Genomic DNA, 14,912 nt, shown 5'->3' on the forward strand with positions numbered 1-14,912 from the left:
GTCACCTTCTGCCAGATGATGGCCCCCATGTAGTCCATCCCCAGCGTTTCACAGAACTTGATGATTTCCGTCCGAATCGGGATGACCTTGTAACGCCCGTAGTAGACGGAGCGAGCAAACTGGTCGCCAATGTTCACACACAGCCGGCAGCCTTTGTGCAGGACGCGAAAGCATTCCTGCCAGACCAGGTTCAGGTTGTTGATATAGTCCTCATAGGAGTCGTGGAACCCGATCTGGCGTTCGTCGCCATAGTCCTTCAGCTGCCAGTAGGGCGGCGAGGTGATGATGAGGTGCACCGACTCGTCCGGCACTTCGGCCATCTGTCGCGCGTCGCCCAGAATGATGCGATGATGGGTGCGCATCGCAAACTCCCGCAACCCTCTTTGGCCCGCCCCGCGTCCTCTACGGGGAACAACTGCCTTTGCAAATTAAGCAAAACGCGCCGTCAATGTCAACCGCTTTTTTCGCCGCGCTGCCGCGCAGCAAGCACCTGTTCCACCTCGCGCAGCTGCTCCACGCTGTTCACCCCCATACTCTCGGCAAAATCCGGCGTCAACACCGCCGCCACGCGCTCGCCTCGGCTCCGCATGATCTTGACCACATCCGGCAGGTAGTACTCGCCCTGCGCATTGTCGTTGCTCACCAGCGGAATGGTGGCAAACAGCTTCCTGGCGTCGAACACGTAGGTGCCGATATTCACTTCCTGGATGGCGCGCTCCTCGGGCGTGGCGTCTTTCTCCTCCACGATGCGGTCGACAAAGCCATGCTCATCGCGAATGATGCGCCCGTAACCAAATGGGTTTTCTGTGCGCCCCACGAGCAGCGTGGCCGCTGCCCGGGTGCGGCGATGCACCTGGATCAGTTCGCGAATGCGTTCCGGGCTGAGCAGAGGGACGTCGCCGCACAGGACGAGCACGTCGCCGGCAAAGTCGCGCAACAGCGGCTCGGCCTGCGCCACCGCATGGGCAGTGCCGAGCTGTTCCTCCTGCACGGCGAACAACACCCCGGTGCGCCGCAGTACCTCCATCACGCGCTCACGTTGGTGACCCACCACGACGATGATGGGATGCGCGCCTACTGCCCGCGCCTGTTCGATGACGTACATCACCATCGGACGGCCGAGTACCTGGTGCAAGACCTTGGCTAGGTCCGACTTCATCCGCTTCCCTTTGCCGGCCGCCATAATGACCGCCGCCAACGGGCGCGCCTCTTCTTGCCCGACCCCTCCGCTCCTCATCAAACCTCCACTACCACGTTGTCGATCAATCGGGTGCTGCCAATCCACACCGCTAACGCGATCAGCACCTGGCCGCGCAGCTCCTTCACCTCCTCTAACGTGTTGGCGTCCACCACTGCCACGTAATCGATCTTCGCTGAGGGAGCCGTGCGGATGACTGCCTCCATCTCCTCAATTAAGCGCGCCGCACTTCGCTCGCCCGCTGCCACCAATTCTGATGCCCGCTGCAGCGCCTTGGACAAGACCACGGCCTGTCTTCGCTCCTCTGGCGACAGATATGAATTGCGCGAGCTCATGGCCAGCCCATCAGGCTCGCGGACGATAGGCGCCACGACGATCTCCAAGTCGAAGTTGAGATCCTGCGCCATGCGCCTGACCACCAGCGCCTGCTGCGCGTCCTTTTGGCCAAAGACGGCCACGTGCGGCTTGACGATGTTGAAGAGCTTGGCCACCACGGTCGTCACGCCGCGAAAGTGGGTGGGACGGGAGCGCCCGCACAGCACGCCGGTGATCTTTTCCACTTCGACGTAGGTCAGGTAGCCGGCGGGGTACATCTCTTCCACCGATGGGTGAAAAATCACATCGCAGCCGGCCTGCTCAGCAAGGGCCATATCGCGCGGCAGATCGCGCGGGTAGCGCTGGTAGTCCTCATGCGGGGCAAATTGGGTGGGATTGACGAAGATGCTGGTCACCACCACGTCTGCCCGCTCGCGGGCAATACGAATCAGGCTGAGATGCCCCTCATGCAGGTAGCCCATGGTTGGCACCAGGCCGATGAGCTTGCCCTCCTGGCGCCAGCGCTCGGCCTGGAGCTGCATGTCCCGCACCTTTTCCACAAGTTGGATCGCCATGCGCCGCAAGTTCTCCTATTCCTGCTCCCCTGTGTAGCTCTCCTCTATGCTGGGGAACTGCCCCCGCTTGACATCGTCGACATAGCCAGTGCAGGCTTGGCGGATGATGCGCGCCAGCTCCGCATATCGCCGCACATATTTGGGGCGGAACTTTTCAAAGAGCCCAAGCATGTCGTACGTCACCAGGATCTGGCCGTCGCAATGGGGGCCAGCACCGATGCCGATGGTAGGCACGGACACTGCCTCCGTAATGCGCTTTGCTACCTCTAAGGAGACCTTCTCCAGGACAATACCAAAAACACCTGCCTGCTCCAAGGCATGGGCGTCGTCCAAGAGACGTTCAGCCTCTTGCTCCGTGGTGCCCTGCAGCACGTAGCCGCCGAATTTGCGAATGGATTGGGGCGTGAGGCCGAGGTGGCCAAGTACCGGCATTCCCACGACAGTCAGGCGACGAATGGTCTCTGCCATCTCTGCGCCGCCTTCGATCTTGACTGCCTCAGCACCCGCTTCCTGGAAGAAGCGACCGGCGTTGCGCACCGCCTCCTCGATGGTGACCTGATACGAGAGGAAAGGCATGTCCGCCACCAGGAGCGCCTGCTTCACCCCGCGCCGTACGGCCGCCGTGTGGTAAAGCATGGCCTCCATGCTCATGGGCAGAGTCGTCTCGTAGCCGGCCACCACCATCGCCGCGGAATCGCCCACCAGGATGAGGTCGAGGCCTGCCTCGTCTAACAAGGCGCCCATGGTGGCGTCGTAGGCGGTGAGGGCAGCGATCTTCTCCCCGCGCCGCTTCATCTCGATCAGGAGAGGGACGGTCACCTTCTTGCGTTCTGCCATGAGGCTTATCTTCTCCTGGTGTGAATAACGCCGCCGCCGAGCACCAGGTCACCATCATAGAGCACCACCGACTGCCCTGGCGTGACGGCGCGCTGTGGTTTCCCAAAGCGCAAGATCAGGCGCTCCTTGTCTGCGTACTCGACGGTCGCCGCAAATCCCGTATCCTTGTAGCGAATCTTGGCGGTTACCACCCGACCCGCCTCCGGGCACTCAACAGAGACCCAGTTCACCGGTGTTGCCTCCAAGCCGGTGGACAGCAACTCTTCGGCGGTACCCACCTGCAGGCGGTTCTGCGCCGGATCGATATCCACGACGTAGACGGGACGTCCGACAGCCACTCCCACGCCTTTGCGCTGGCCTATGGTGTAGAACGGGTAACCCCGGTGCTCTCCAAGGACCCTGCCCACGCTGTCCACCACCTCGCCCGGAGCCACGCGCTTGCCCAGCCGCCCTGCCCACTCATTCACAAAGTCGCCGTAATGGCCTTCCGGCACAAAACAGACCTCTTGGCTCTCTGGCCGATCGGCAGTGGGCAATCCCCACGAGGCGGCCAGTTGCCGCACCTCCTTCTTGCGCATTCCGCCCAAGGGAAAGAGCGTGTGGGCCAACTGGTGCTGCGTCAGTCCCCAAAGGGCATAGGACTGGTCCTTGTGGCTGTCAAGCCCTTTGCGGAGCACAAAGCGCCCTGCCTCCGAGGAAAAAGCAAGGCGCGCGTAATGTCCGGTGGCCAGGTGGGTGGCGCCCAGGCTCATTGCCACCTGGAGGAGCTCCCCCCACTTGATGCGCGCGTTGCACAATACGCAAGGGTTCGGCGTGCGGCCGCGCAGGTACTCCTCCACGAAGTTCACCACCACCTCGTGCTCGAACTCCCGCCGCAGGTCGATGATGTAATGGCGAATACCAAGCTTCTCACACACCGCTTGTGCGTCGCGCACTGCTTCCGACGCACAGCAACTGTGCGGCTGCGGCGACGGCCCTTCCCACAGGCGCATGGTCAACCCTTTGACGGTGTACCCTTGCTGCTTGAGCAGGGCTGCCGCCACCGAGCTGTCCACGCCGCCGCTCATGGCCACTGCCACCACCCCCTGGTCTTTGTCCACAGATACGGTCTTCATCAGTCGGGTATGCCCCCCTTTTGCCTTGCCAGTCACAACAAAAAAATCCGCTCCCCGATGCGGGACACGGATCGCTCAGATGCTGACCAACGCAGGCAGCTATCGGGCTCCGAATGGGTCAAAACGCTCCGCTGAAGGTGAACCGATTTTGGCTACCCACTTCTCCCATGGACGAGAAGGAATAGTCGAACCGATACGATCGCCATGTGATCCCGAAACCGAGCGATATGCCCGCCAGATAGTCCTTGTTGCTGCCCACATCCATATCGGAGCCGATGGAATCGTACCCCCACCGCAGGAAGAAGCCTTCGCCCACCGTGAACTCGCCGCCAATGGTCCACTGCCAGACGTCGTCCGGGTACTTGTACGTCGTGACGCCCAAAAGCAAAGGCAGATGCTCCAGCCGCTTCATCAGCCCCAGCCGATAAGCCACGGGGAGCCGGTCTTTTTCCTCCGCAAAGGGCGAAAGCACAGCGCCCACATTTGCCACCCCAGCGGCCACATCCAAGTCATGGACAGGCGTGTGATACAGCACACCGGCGTCAGCCACCAGCGCACTGGAACGGTAGTGGTCGATGGACGCATAGACCAGCTTGACCCCGGCCCCGAGGAGCAAGGTCGGCAGGACCTTGTAGGCCGCAGCGGCGGCTAACGACAATCCGCCAGCGCCGAACTCCCCCTGCTCCTGCCCTAACTCGTCCCGCCGCTTAAAGGTGCCATAGTTGATGTAATTCACGCCGACGGCCCCAACGGTCCGTGCTGCCACCGGCTGCGCGTAGGCCACAAACCCGGAGTGAAAATCGAGCACGTGCTTCAAATAGGTGAGGGTCGCGCTGCGGCTACTAATTTCCGCCAGCCCTGCCGGGTTGTAGAAAAGGCAGTGGACGTCGCCAGGTACGGCCACGAAGGTCCCCCCCATGGCGCTGGGCCGTGCCCCCACGTGGGTGCGCAGGAACTGGTAGCCCGCGGTCCCGGGAGAGGCGCCGTGCGCCACCGCACTCACCAAGAGGGCAACAAGCAGTGCGGAGATTGAAAGACGCTTGCTACGCATACCTCCACCTCAAGACGCGACGGGCGGCCACCGGCACATCCCTGCGAATGCTCAGGAGAGCCACCTGTCGGAATCGAACCGACGACCTGCTCATTACGAGTGAGCCGCTCTACCAGCTGAGCTAAGGTGGCAAGGTCGGCATTTGCCGCTGGCGCCAGTAATGTAGCAATTTGCCGCTTGTGAATCAAGCGAAAATGTGATGCGGAGTGGGGTGGCCAGGCAACGACAAGCCTTCGCGCCGCAGGCCCGTCGCCTGCCTCCCTGCAGGGAGCGGGGTTAGTCTGCAGCCCTCTGGAATACCGACTTGCATCCCTGCCATTTTCCCGGGATCCAGCGGGTTCTTCGAGGCGCAGTCGACAAGCGTCTTTTCGGCAGCGGACGGCCGATCGCCCTGGCCGGCACTGTGGCGCTTGCCCGCTTAAGGTCCGTTCTCCCGAGCGGTTCCAACTTCTCAGCATGGCCTACCCCCGATGTCCCTGTCCTGCGCGAAGACAGGCTTTGAAGCACAAACCCCTTGCATTTGCGCAAAAGTTTTATAGTTTTTCAAGCCAAGAGGAGGGAAGCGCGATGCGGGTAACGCTCTCGATAGCCTTAAGCAGCTTCCTCGTCACAGGTGCCAGCGCGCAGCAGGTGAGCTACGTGACCACCATCCAGCCCTTTCGCTTCATCCTCCAGGAGGTTGTCGGCGAGCGGGCGCAGGTGCGGGCTCTGTTGCCCCCAGGGGCGTCTCCGCACACACACCACCTTCGCCCCTCCGACATCCGCGCGGCACAAGAGGCAACAGCCCTGTTCAGCGGTGGGCATGGCCTGGACGACTGGGCGGATGAATTGCCCTGTCCCCACAAGTTTACCTTGCTCGATCTGGTACCCAAGGATTCGCTCCTCCAGCTGGGCACGCCCGGGAACACCAAGCCGGCGCCACATGCACACTCCCACCAGGGCGTGGATCCGCACTTTTGGACCGATCCCCTGCTGGTGCGCGCCATGCTCCCGGCGCTGGTCGATTCCCTATGCAAGGTGGACGCAGCCGGGTGCGTTGTCTACCGCCGCAACGCTGCTATATTTGCCCGGCAGCTGGACAGTTTGACCACGGCAATCGCTGCGGAGCTGAGGAAGGCGCGGGGGTCGCGGGTGATCTTGGCGCACCCGTTCTTCAATTATTTCCTCCGCCGCTTCGGCATCGAAGTGGTGGGCACAGTGGAATTCGCTGCCGGCAGTGAGCCGAGCGCCCGGGACCTCCAACGCTTGACACTCGCCGTGCGTACCGCCGGCGCAAAGGCCATCTTCACCCATCCCCAGCTTCCGGACCGCCCTGCGCGCGTGGTAGCAGAGGCAGCCGGCATTCCCATCTTCCAGCTCGACCCTCTCGGGGGTGTGGAAGGAAGGACCTCCTACGCACAGTTGTTGTGGTACAATGCGCGCATCTTGGCACAGGTGCTGCAATGAGCAGGATGGCGGTCGAAGTAAACAACCTCAGCGTGCGCTTCGGTGAGCACGTGGCCCTGTCGGGTGTGAACCTGGCCATACCGGAAAATGCATTTGTGGCCATAGTCGGGCCCAATGGCGGCGGCAAGTCGACATTCTTGAAGGTACTGCTCGGGCTCCTGCCTCCGACCAGCGGCTCGGTGCGCATCTGGGGCCGGGCACCAGATGAGGTGTCTCCTGAGCTGATCGGCTATGTGCCGCAAGTGAAAACCATGGATCGCTCTTTTCCGGCATTGAGCATCGAGCTGGTGATGACCGGTGTCACCAGGCGTTGGCCGTGGTCGTCTCGGCGGCAGGCGCGCGAGGAAGCCATGGCGGCGCTTGCCCGCGTGGGCGCCGCGCATTTGGCACAGCGTCCCTTGGCCAAGCTCTCAGGAGGAGAGCTGCAGCGGGTCTGCCTGGCCCGGAGCATGGTGCGTCGTCCCAAGCTGGTGATGCTCGACGAGCCCGCCACCGGCATCGACGCCATCGGCGAAGCCGACATGTACCACATGCTTGAGGCGTACCAAGAGGAATCCGGTGCGACACTGCTCATGGTCACCCATGACTGGCACGCGGCTACTCACCATGCGGACTTGGTGTTGCTTCTCAATCGCGTCCAAATCAGTTTTGGGCCGCCGCGGGAGGCGCTGCACGAGGACAATCTGCGCGCCGCCTTTGGCCACGTCGGCCATGCGCACGAACTGAAGTTTCTCATGGACTCCCATGGCTGAGCTCTTCTCCCTCCCTTTCATGCAGAGAGCGCTTGTAGGGGGAGTGCTGGTGGGCTTTCTTGCCAGCTACTACGGCGTCTTTGTGGTGCAACGGGGGCTGAGCTTCCTGGGCAGTGGCTTGGCGCACGCGGCCTTCGGCGGGGTGGCCCTCGGCCTTCTGCTGAACACTGAGCCCCTCTGGGTGGCAGTCCCGTTCACGTTGCTCGTGGCCTTGGGCATCGCATGGGTGCACAATCGCACCAAGTTGGGCGGCGACACCGCAGTAGGGATCTTCTTTTCCGTGGCAATGGCCCTTGGCGTGCTCTTCCTTTTTCTGCGCAGGCAGTACACGGCCGACGCCTTCACCTACCTCTTTGGCTCCATCCTCGCCGTGAGCAACGCAGACCTCTGGCTGACTGGCGGGGTGTTAGTTCTCACCTTGGTAGCACTGCCGCTTTGGCGGCGTTGGTCCTATGCCTCGTTCGACCGCGAGCTGGCGCAAGCGGACCGCCTCCCTGTGGCAAGAGACGACTACCTCCTCATCCTGCTCATTGCCGTGACTGTGGTTGTGGCCATCAAGGTGGTGGGCATCGTGCTCATCGCGGCGTTTCTTGTTGTGCCCGCCGCAGCGGCGCGCCTGCTCGCCCGCACATTCCGCCAGATGACACTCCTTTCGGTTGCCATCGGCATGAGTAGTGCCGTGGTCGGCCTGATTGTGTCCTACTTCCTGGACGTTCCGAGTGGCCCCACCATCATCCTCGTGCAGGCGCTCGTCTTCTTCATTGCCGTGGCGGCAACATCCTTTCTCTTGCGCCGGTGAGCGTGCGTGGCGCAGTAGAAGAATCCGCCCCCCCTGAAAAAGTGCTGTTTCCTTTTGCTATTTTTTCTTATCTTTACTACCCCTTATCGACAACACCAGGCCATTTCGCGGAGGTGCTCGGAAAAGCATGGACGACACCGGTTTTTTGCATGACGAACGCACGCAGTGGGAGCAGAAGGTCCTCAACAAGGTGCTGCAATCTCACCCAGAGCGCAAGGCATCGTTTTCTACAGGCTCGTGGCTTCCGGTTGACCGCCTCTACCTGCCAACGCCATTGACGCCGGAGGAGTACCAGGAGAAATTAGGTTTTCCAGGCCAGTACCCTTTCACGCGCGGCGTGCAGCCAACCATGTATCGCGGCAGGCTGTGGACGATGCGCCAGTACGCCGGCTTCGGCACTGCCGAGGAGTCCAACGCCAGGTACAAGTACCTGCTGAGCCAGGGGCAGACAGGCCTTTCGGTGGCCTTTGACCTCCCCACGCAGATCGGCTACGACTCCGACGATCCTCGAGCCCGGGGCGAAGTAGGCAAAGTCGGCGTCGCCATCGATACGCTGCGGGACATGGAGATCCTGTTCGACGGCATACCTTTGGACAAGGTATCCACCTCCATGACCATCAACGCCCCGGCTTGTGTGTTGTTGGCCTTTTACATCGTCGTGGCGGAAAAACAGGGCGTGCCGCCTTCGCAGCTGGAGGGCACCATCCAGAACGACATCCTCAAGGAGTACGTGGCCCGCGGCACCTACATCTTTCCGCCGAAGCATTCTCTGCGGCTGATTACGAACATCTTCGAGTACTGCGCGCGCGAGGTGCCCAAGTGGAACACGATCAGCATTTCCGGCTACCACATTCGCGAGGCTGGGGCGACGGCAGTGCAGGAGGTGGCCTTTACCCTGGCCAACGGCATCGCCTACGTGCAGGCAGCGCTCGATGCAGGACTGGATGTGGACCGTTTTGCCGGGCGCCTCTCCTTTTTCTTCAATGCCTACAATGACCTTTTCGAGGAGGTAGCCAAGTTCCGGGCGGCGCGCCGCATCTGGGCGAAGATCATGAAAGAACGGTTCGGCGCCAAGGACCCCAGATCGATGATGCTGCGCTTCCACACGCAGACAGGGGGTAGCACCCTGACCGCACAGCAGCCGGACAACAACGTGGTGCGCGTGACCATCCAGACTTTGGCTGCAGTGCTTGGCGGCACGCAAAGTCTGCACACCAACTCGCGGGACGAGGCGTTGAGCCTGCCCACCGAGGAGTCCGTGCGCATCGCCTTGCGCACGCAGCAGATCGTCGCCCACGAATCTGGTGTGACCAATACGGTCGACCCGCTGGCGGGGTCCTACTACGTGGAAGCTCTCACCGACGCCATCGAGAGCGAGGTATGGAAGTACCTGGACGAGATCGACAAGATGGGCGGCATGGTGGCTGCCATAGAGAAGGGCTACGTCCAGCGTGAGATTCAGGATGCAGCCTATCGCTACCAACGCGAAGTGGAAAAAGGCGAGCGGATTGTAGTGGGCGTCAACGCCTACGTCATCGACGAGCCCCCGCCGAAGAACATCCTGCGCGTGGACCCCAACCTGCACCAGGTCCAGGTCAACAAGCTGGCCGAGGTGAAGGCACAACGCGACAACGAGGCGGTGCGGCTCAAGTTAGCCGCCTTGCGCGAGGCAGCCCGCCAACCCGATGTCAATGTGATGCCTTTTGTGCTGGATGCCGCCCGCGCCTATGCCACCCTGGGCGAGATCTGCAACGTGTTCAGGCAGGAGTTCGGCGAATACCAGGAAACCGTGGTGCTCTGAGGAACTTGAGATGGCGAAGAAGAGAATTCGCATACTCATTGCCAAACCCGGATTGGACGGCCACGACCGGGGCGCCAAGTACGTGGCCCGCGCCTTGAAGGACGCCGGCTACGAGGTCATCTACACAGGGATCCGCCAATCGCCTGAAGCCATAGCCAACGCGGCCATCCAGGAGGATGTGGATTTTGTGGGGCTCAGCCTCCTTTCGGGGGCGCACAACGAGCTCTTCCCGGAGGTGGTGAGACTGCTTCGCGAGCGCGGTGGCGAGCAGATCGTCGTGTTTGGCGGGGGGATCATCCCCCAAGATGACATCCCCTTCCTCCGGGCGCAAGGCGTGGAGGCGATCTTCACCCCCGGCACACCCATGTCCAAAGTCATCGAATTCATTGAGAGCAACCGGGCACGGGTCGAGAACAGATGAACTTAGCGGACCGGGTGTTGGCGGGCGAAACCGTGGCCGTCGCTCGGGCGATGAGCTGGATCGAGAACGACCATCCCGACAAAGAGTCGCTCATCGACGCCCTCAGCCTGCACTGTGGCCGCGCCTTGGTGCTGGGCATCACTGGGCCGCCGGGTTCGGGTAAGAGCAGCCTGGTGGACCGTCTTATCTGGCAGGAACGGGCCCAGGGCAGGCGCGTGGGGGTCATCGCCGTGGACCCCAGCTCGCCATTCTCTGGGGGGGCCATCCTTGGCGACCGCCTCCGCATGCAGAACCACGCCACCGACAACGGCGTGTTCATCCGCTCCATGGCCTCCCGCGGCCATCTGGGTGGCGTGGCCGGCGCCACCGCCGACGCCATCAAGGTTTTGGATGCCGCCGGTTTCGACCGCGTGCTGGTGGAGACGATGGGCGTTGGCCAGAGCGAAATCGAGGTCATGGAGCTGGCCGACATCGTGGTTCTCGTCTTAGTGCCTGGGCTTGGCGACGAGATCCAGGCGCTCAAGGCCGGCATCATGGAAATCGGCGACATCTTTGTCGTGAACAAGAGCGACAAGCCGGAAGCGGCCAAGGTGCGCGCGCAGGTGGAGTACGTGCTAGGCCTGGCGCAGGAGCGGGCACAGCCGCCGCGCCCCATCGTGATGACCTCTGCCCTCAACGGCCAGGGCATCGACGAGCTGGTGGCGGCGCTGGCCGATTACCATGCCACCCTTGTGGCAAATGGGACCCTGGCGCAACGCCGCCGGGAGCGCATAGCGCGCGAATTGCAGCGCATCGTCGCCGCAAAAGTGCAGGAGAAAGCAAACGCCGTTCTCGACCTCGAGGGGCGCTTGGACGCTTGGGTGCAATGCGTCGCGGAGCGGCGCTGTGGCCCCTACGCCCTCGTGCGCGAAGGTCTTCAGGAATTCTGGCAGGAGCACAGACGACCATGATTAAGCAGATTGCCCACATCGGCATTGCCGTTCGCTCGTTGGCTGACCACCTTACCTTCTACCGCGATGTGCTGGGACTCCCATTGCAGGCCATGGAAGAAGTGCCGGAGCAAAAAGTGCGGGTCGCCATGTTCAAAGTAGGCGAGGCCACCATCGAGCTATTGGAGCCGCTGAGCCCGGACAGTCCCATCGCCTCATTCTTGGAAAAACGCGGCGAGGGCCTGCACCATGTGGCCTATGAAAGCGACGACATCGTCGCCGAAATCGCCCATTTGCAGCAACACGGGGTGCGCATGCTGGACCAGGTCCCGCGACGTGGGGCCCACGACACAGAGATCGCCTTCATCCACCCCAGTTCGTCAGGCAAGGTGCTGACCGAAATCTGCCAGCACCGGGGAGAAAGTCATGAGCATTGAGCGCAAGATACTCGAACTGAAGCAGAAGCAAGAGATCGCCCGCCTGGGTGGGGGCATCGAGTCCATCGAGAAGCAGCATGCCAAAGGCAAGCTGACCGCCCGCGAGCGCATCAGTCTGCTCCTGGACAAGAACAGCTTCGAAGAGCTGGACATGTTCCGCACCTCCACCACCAGCCAGGTAGGCCTGGGGGATAAGCAGGTTTTTGGTGACGGCATCATCACCGGCTACGGCAGCATCTTCGGCCGCCTGGTGTTCGTCTACTCCTTCGACTTTACCGTGTACGGCGGCTCGTTGTCGCAAGTGGTGGCTGAAAAGGTGGTCAAGGTTATGGACATGGCCGCCAAGGTGGGAGCACCCATTATCGGCATCAACGACTCGGGTGGCGCCCGCATCCAGGAGGGGGTGGACGCCCTTGCCGGCTACACCGACATCTTCCTGCGCAACGTGCTCTACTCCGGCGTGATCCCGCAGATAAGCGCAGTGGTTGGTCCGGCCGCAGGGGGGGCAGTTTACTCGCCCGCGCTCACCGACTTTATCTTCATGGTGCGGCGCACGTCGTTCATGTTCCTCACCGGCCCGAAGGTGGTCAAGCAGGTGACGCACGAAGAAGTCTCGGCCGACGAGCTGGGGGGCGCCGACGTGCATGCCACCAAGAGCGGCATCACCCACTTTACCTTTGACAACGAACACAGCCTGTTCGAGGGCATCCGTACCCTGTTGCGGTACCTGCCGCAGAACAACATGGAGGAGCCGGTGGTCATCCCCAACAACGACCCCACCGACCGCCTCAGCGAGGAGCTCAACTACATCGTCCCAGAGAGCCCGAACAAGCCGTACGACATGAAGACGATTATCAGGACGGTCCTGGACAACAACGAGTTCTTAGAGGTGCAGGAGCTGTTCGCGCCCAATGTCATCATCGGTTTCGGACGCTTGAACGGCCGCTCGGTGGGCATTGTCGCCAATCAACCCAAGCATCTGGCCGGGGTGTTGGACTGCAAGGCTTCGGTAAAGGCGGCGCGCTTTGTGCGCTTCTGCGACTGTTTCAACATCCCAGTGATCACCTTCGAGGATGTGCCCGGTTTCATGCCTGGCACGGCTCAGGAGTACAACGGCATCATTGCCCACGGCGCAAAGATGCTCTATGCGTACGCCGAGGCCACCGTGCCCAAGATCACCGTGATCACGCGCAAGGCGTATGGTGGCGCCTTCTGCGTCATGAACTCCAAGCAACTGCGCGGCGACATCATTTACGCCTGGCCCACGGCGGAGATTGCCGTCATGGGGCCGGAAGGGGCGAGCGAAATCATTTACGCCAAGGAGATTCAGGCGGCCGAGGACCCGGAGAAGAAACTGGCCGAGAAGATCCAGGAATACCGCGAAAAGTTCGCCAATCCGTACGTTGCTGCCAGCCGGGGCATGATCGACGAGGTCATCGAGCCGAAGGTGACGCGTTACAAGCTCATCAAAGCCCTGGAGATGCTGAAGAACAAGCGGGACGAGAACCCGCCCAAGAAGCACGGCAACATTCCGTTGTAGGCAAGTCAATGTTTGGAAGTCACAACATCACCGAGGCATTAGCGATCGTCGCTGCCGGCTTGGCCGTGGTCTTTGCCGGCCTGACGCTCATCTGGCTGGCTATTTCCCTATTCAATTGGTTCGCGAGCATAGCGAAGCGACGCAAGGAAGCCGCGGCGGTTCCAGAGGTGACGGTGGCAAAGGCGCCAGCAGCCGAGGTGCCCCGCGAGCACCTGTTGGCCATTGGCACGGCCGTCGAGTTGTATCGGCGCTTGCACCTGGAAGTTCCGGAAAGCGCGGTCACTTTTGAACGCGGCGACGTCCGCACCGGTTGGAAGCTCGGGTTCCGCTATGGGCAGCGCCAGCGCCCCGCGAGGTAGGAGGAGATGAAGGAAAAGAAGCTGATATTGGAGATCGAAGGAAAAGAGTACACGGTAGTCATCAGCGACTTTGGCCCGCAGGAGGCCACCATTGCGGTCGATGGCAAGCCCTACAAGGTGGCGCTCAAGGACCTGGGCAGCGAGCAGGTCGCCGAGGTAAGGCCTGCGCCTGCGCCGCCTCCCTCGGCCTTGGAGCCGCAGGTACCTGTGTTCGCCCCGGCTAAGCGCGTTGCCCCTGGTTCGCCAATCCATCGCCCGAAGACGGTCGGCAGCGACTATGCCATCGCCGCCCCTTTGCCTGGACTCATCGTCAAGATCCTGGTGCGCGATGGCGACGTGGTCAGGCGGGGTCAGGCCGTGGCCATCTTGGAAGCCATGAAAATGGAAAACGAAGTGACCTCGCAGACCGAGGGGGTGGTGATCGACGTGCGCTACCGGGAAGGGGATTCTGTCAACCAGGGTGACGTGCTCGTCCTTCTCAAGCCGGTGGAGGGATAGCATGGAGCTCTTTTTTAAACTGGTGCGCACCACCGGCTTCGCGAACATGGAGGTGGGCAACCTCCTGATGATTGTCGTCGGTTGTGTGGCGATCTATCTGGCCATTGCCAAGAAGTACGAGCCGCTGCTGCTGGTACCCATCGGCTTTGGCATCATCGTCGGCAACATGCCCTATGGCGCTGGCATGCCCCTTGGTGTGTACGACACGGTGAGCAATGGCTATCCGCAGAACAGCGTGTTCAGCCTCTTCTACTATGGCGTGACTTCGGGCGTGCTGCCGCCGCTCATCTTCTTGGGAATTGGGGCGTTGACTGACTTTTCGTCCCTCATCTCCAACCCCAAGTCTGTGCTTCTGGGCGCGGCCGCCCAGCTAGGTATCTTCGCCACTTTCTTCGGCGCTATCCTGCTGGGATTCACCACAAAGGAGGCTGCCTCCATCGGCATCATCGGCGGGGCAGATGGTCCCACCTCGATCTTCTTGGCGTCGCTGCTGGCGCCCCACTTTCTCGGGCCCATCGCCATCGCCGGCTATTCGTACATCGCCCTGGTGCCCCTCATTCAGCCGCCGGTTATGCGCCTCCTGACCACGCGCAAGGAGAAGCTCATTCGCATGAAACCGCCGCGACCCGTGAGCCAGCGGGAAAAGATCATCTTCCCCATCGCGGTACTGTTGGTGGCGGCTTTGGTGGCCCCGGGCTCTCTGCCCCTGGTAGGCATGCTCATGCTGGGCAACCTCCTCAAGGAAAGCGGCGTGACCGGCCGTCTGGCCAAGACTGCGGGCACCGCCCTGCTGGACATCTGCACCATTCTCCTCGCCTTCTCGGTGGGCGCCAGCACCC

17 protein-coding genes and 1 tRNA gene are annotated in these 14,912 nt (G+C 61.9%); 11 read left to right on the top strand and 7 right to left on the bottom strand.

The features are described 5' to 3' along the window. The 7 genes from H5U38_01630 to H5U38_01660 all read right to left on the bottom strand — a co-directional run. Positions 1 to 362 (bottom strand): site-specific DNA-methyltransferase (locus H5U38_01630; protein ID MBC7185714.1); only part of this gene is annotated, 362 nt, incomplete at its 3' end. A gap of 89 nt (positions 363 to 451) precedes the next feature. Continuing rightward, the gene (locus H5U38_01635) at positions 452 to 1,237 is read right to left on the bottom strand and encodes an NTP transferase domain-containing protein (protein MBC7185715.1); all 786 of its coding nucleotides are present in this window, start codon (positions 1,235 to 1,237) and stop codon (positions 452 to 454) included. After that, complete coding sequence (locus H5U38_01640) at positions 1,237 to 2,082, bottom strand: pantoate--beta-alanine ligase (protein MBC7185716.1); 846 nt, start codon at positions 2,080 to 2,082, stop codon at positions 1,237 to 1,239. The genes H5U38_01635 and H5U38_01640 overlap by 1 nt, the downstream gene beginning before the upstream one ends. Before the next feature lie 21 nt (positions 2,083 to 2,103). After that, entirely contained in the window at positions 2,104 to 2,925 is an 822-nt protein-coding gene (panB, locus tag H5U38_01645; protein MBC7185717.1) for a 3-methyl-2-oxobutanoate hydroxymethyltransferase, read from the bottom strand. Positions 2,926 to 2,930: 5 nt separating this feature from the next. Next, complete coding sequence (mnmA, locus tag H5U38_01650) at positions 2,931 to 4,040, bottom strand: tRNA 2-thiouridine(34) synthase MnmA (protein MBC7185718.1); 1,110 nt, start codon at positions 4,038 to 4,040, stop codon at positions 2,931 to 2,933. Between the two features lie 118 nt (positions 4,041 to 4,158). Further along, the gene (locus H5U38_01655) at positions 4,159 to 5,091 is read right to left on the bottom strand and encodes a PorV/PorQ family protein (GenBank protein MBC7185719.1); all 933 of its coding nucleotides are present in this window, start codon (positions 5,089 to 5,091) and stop codon (positions 4,159 to 4,161) included. Positions 5,092 to 5,149: 58 nt separating this feature from the next. Beyond that, positions 5,150 to 5,222 (bottom strand) — tRNA-Thr (locus tag H5U38_01660). 436 nt (positions 5,223 to 5,658) lie between these two features. Between H5U38_01660 and H5U38_01665 the strand changes: the two genes are divergently transcribed. The 11 genes from H5U38_01665 to H5U38_01715 all read left to right on the top strand — a co-directional run. Then, on the top strand, positions 5,659 to 6,537 hold the full coding sequence (locus H5U38_01665) for a zinc ABC transporter substrate-binding protein (GenBank protein ID MBC7185720.1): 879 nt from the start codon (positions 5,659 to 5,661) through the stop codon (positions 6,535 to 6,537). Next, positions 6,534 to 7,289: a metal ABC transporter ATP-binding protein gene (locus tag H5U38_01670; GenBank protein MBC7185721.1), complete on the top strand. Its 756-nt coding sequence runs from the start codon at positions 6,534 to 6,536 to the stop codon at positions 7,287 to 7,289. The genes H5U38_01665 and H5U38_01670 overlap by 4 nt, the downstream gene beginning before the upstream one ends. Beyond that, complete coding sequence (locus H5U38_01675) at positions 7,282 to 8,088, top strand: metal ABC transporter permease (protein MBC7185722.1); 807 nt, start codon at positions 7,282 to 7,284, stop codon at positions 8,086 to 8,088. The genes H5U38_01670 and H5U38_01675 overlap by 8 nt, the downstream gene beginning before the upstream one ends. 127 nt (positions 8,089 to 8,215) lie before the next feature. Then, positions 8,216 to 9,889, top strand: coding sequence for a methylmalonyl-CoA mutase family protein (locus H5U38_01680; protein MBC7185723.1), 1,674 nt, complete (start codon positions 8,216 to 8,218; stop codon positions 9,887 to 9,889). A gap of 10 nt (positions 9,890 to 9,899) precedes the next feature. After that, positions 9,900 to 10,310 carry a cobalamin B12-binding domain-containing protein gene (locus H5U38_01685; protein MBC7185724.1) on the top strand — a complete coding sequence of 137 codons (411 nt, stop codon included), beginning with the start codon at positions 9,900 to 9,902 and terminating at the stop codon, positions 10,308 to 10,310. After that, positions 10,307 to 11,260 carry a methylmalonyl Co-A mutase-associated GTPase MeaB gene (gene meaB, locus H5U38_01690; GenBank protein ID MBC7185725.1) on the top strand — a complete coding sequence of 318 codons (954 nt, stop codon included), beginning with the start codon at positions 10,307 to 10,309 and terminating at the stop codon, positions 11,258 to 11,260. Before H5U38_01685 ends, meaB begins: the two co-directional genes overlap by 4 nt. Continuing rightward, positions 11,257 to 11,676, top strand: a complete 420-nt coding sequence (mce, locus tag H5U38_01695) for a methylmalonyl-CoA epimerase (GenBank protein MBC7185726.1) — start codon at positions 11,257 to 11,259, stop codon at positions 11,674 to 11,676. The genes meaB and mce overlap by 4 nt, the downstream gene beginning before the upstream one ends. Then, entirely contained in the window at positions 11,666 to 13,216 is a 1,551-nt protein-coding gene (locus tag H5U38_01700; protein ID MBC7185727.1) for an acyl-CoA carboxylase subunit beta, read from the top strand. Before mce ends, H5U38_01700 begins: the two co-directional genes overlap by 11 nt. Before the next feature lie 8 nt (positions 13,217 to 13,224). Then, on the top strand, positions 13,225 to 13,575 hold the full coding sequence (locus tag H5U38_01705) for an OadG family protein (GenBank protein MBC7185728.1): 351 nt from the start codon (positions 13,225 to 13,227) through the stop codon (positions 13,573 to 13,575). A 6-nt stretch (positions 13,576 to 13,581) separates the two neighbouring features. After that, positions 13,582 to 14,073 (top strand): biotin/lipoyl-binding protein, encoded by a 492-nt coding sequence (locus H5U38_01710; protein MBC7185729.1) that lies wholly within the window; start codon positions 13,582 to 13,584, stop codon positions 14,071 to 14,073. A 1-nt stretch (position 14,074) separates the two neighbouring features. Continuing rightward, on the top strand, positions 14,075 to 14,912 hold an 838-nt coding region (locus H5U38_01715; GenBank protein MBC7185730.1), incomplete at its 3' end, for a sodium ion-translocating decarboxylase subunit beta.

This window comes from Calditrichota bacterium, assembly GCA_014359355.1.
GTDB lineage: Bacteria > Zhuqueibacterota > Zhuqueibacteria > JANLFK01 > Oleimicrobiaceae > Oleimicrobium.

Bases quoted from the DNA above. Each gene is read 5' to 3' on its own strand.
- H5U38_01635 (MBC7185715.1), bottom strand. From the start codon at position 1,237: ATGAGGAGCGGAGGGGTCGGGCAAGAAGAGGCGCGCCCGTTGGCGGCG.
- panB (MBC7185717.1), bottom strand. From the start codon at position 2,925: ATGGCAGAACGCAAGAAGGTGACCGTCCCTCTCCTGATCGAGATGAAG.
- mnmA (MBC7185718.1), bottom strand. From the start codon at position 4,040: ATGAAGACCGTATCTGTGGACAAAGACCAGGGGGTGGTGGCAGTGGCC.
- H5U38_01655 (MBC7185719.1), bottom strand. From the start codon at position 5,091: ATGCGTAGCAAGCGTCTTTCAATCTCCGCACTGCTTGTTGCCCTCTTG.
- H5U38_01665 (MBC7185720.1), top strand. From the start codon at position 5,659: ATGCGGGTAACGCTCTCGATAGCCTTAAGCAGCTTCCTCGTCACAGGT.
- H5U38_01670 (MBC7185721.1), top strand. From the start codon at position 6,534: ATGAGCAGGATGGCGGTCGAAGTAAACAACCTCAGCGTGCGCTTCGGT.
- H5U38_01675 (MBC7185722.1), top strand. From the start codon at position 7,282: ATGGCTGAGCTCTTCTCCCTCCCTTTCATGCAGAGAGCGCTTGTAGGG.
- H5U38_01680 (MBC7185723.1), top strand. From the start codon at position 8,216: ATGGACGACACCGGTTTTTTGCATGACGAACGCACGCAGTGGGAGCAG.
- H5U38_01685 (MBC7185724.1), top strand. From the start codon at position 9,900: ATGGCGAAGAAGAGAATTCGCATACTCATTGCCAAACCCGGATTGGAC.
- meaB (MBC7185725.1), top strand. From the start codon at position 10,307: ATGAACTTAGCGGACCGGGTGTTGGCGGGCGAAACCGTGGCCGTCGCT.
- mce (MBC7185726.1), top strand. From the start codon at position 11,257: ATGATTAAGCAGATTGCCCACATCGGCATTGCCGTTCGCTCGTTGGCT.
- H5U38_01700 (MBC7185727.1), top strand. From the start codon at position 11,666: ATGAGCATTGAGCGCAAGATACTCGAACTGAAGCAGAAGCAAGAGATC.
- H5U38_01705 (MBC7185728.1), top strand. From the start codon at position 13,225: ATGTTTGGAAGTCACAACATCACCGAGGCATTAGCGATCGTCGCTGCC.
- H5U38_01710 (MBC7185729.1), top strand. From the start codon at position 13,582: ATGAAGGAAAAGAAGCTGATATTGGAGATCGAAGGAAAAGAGTACACG.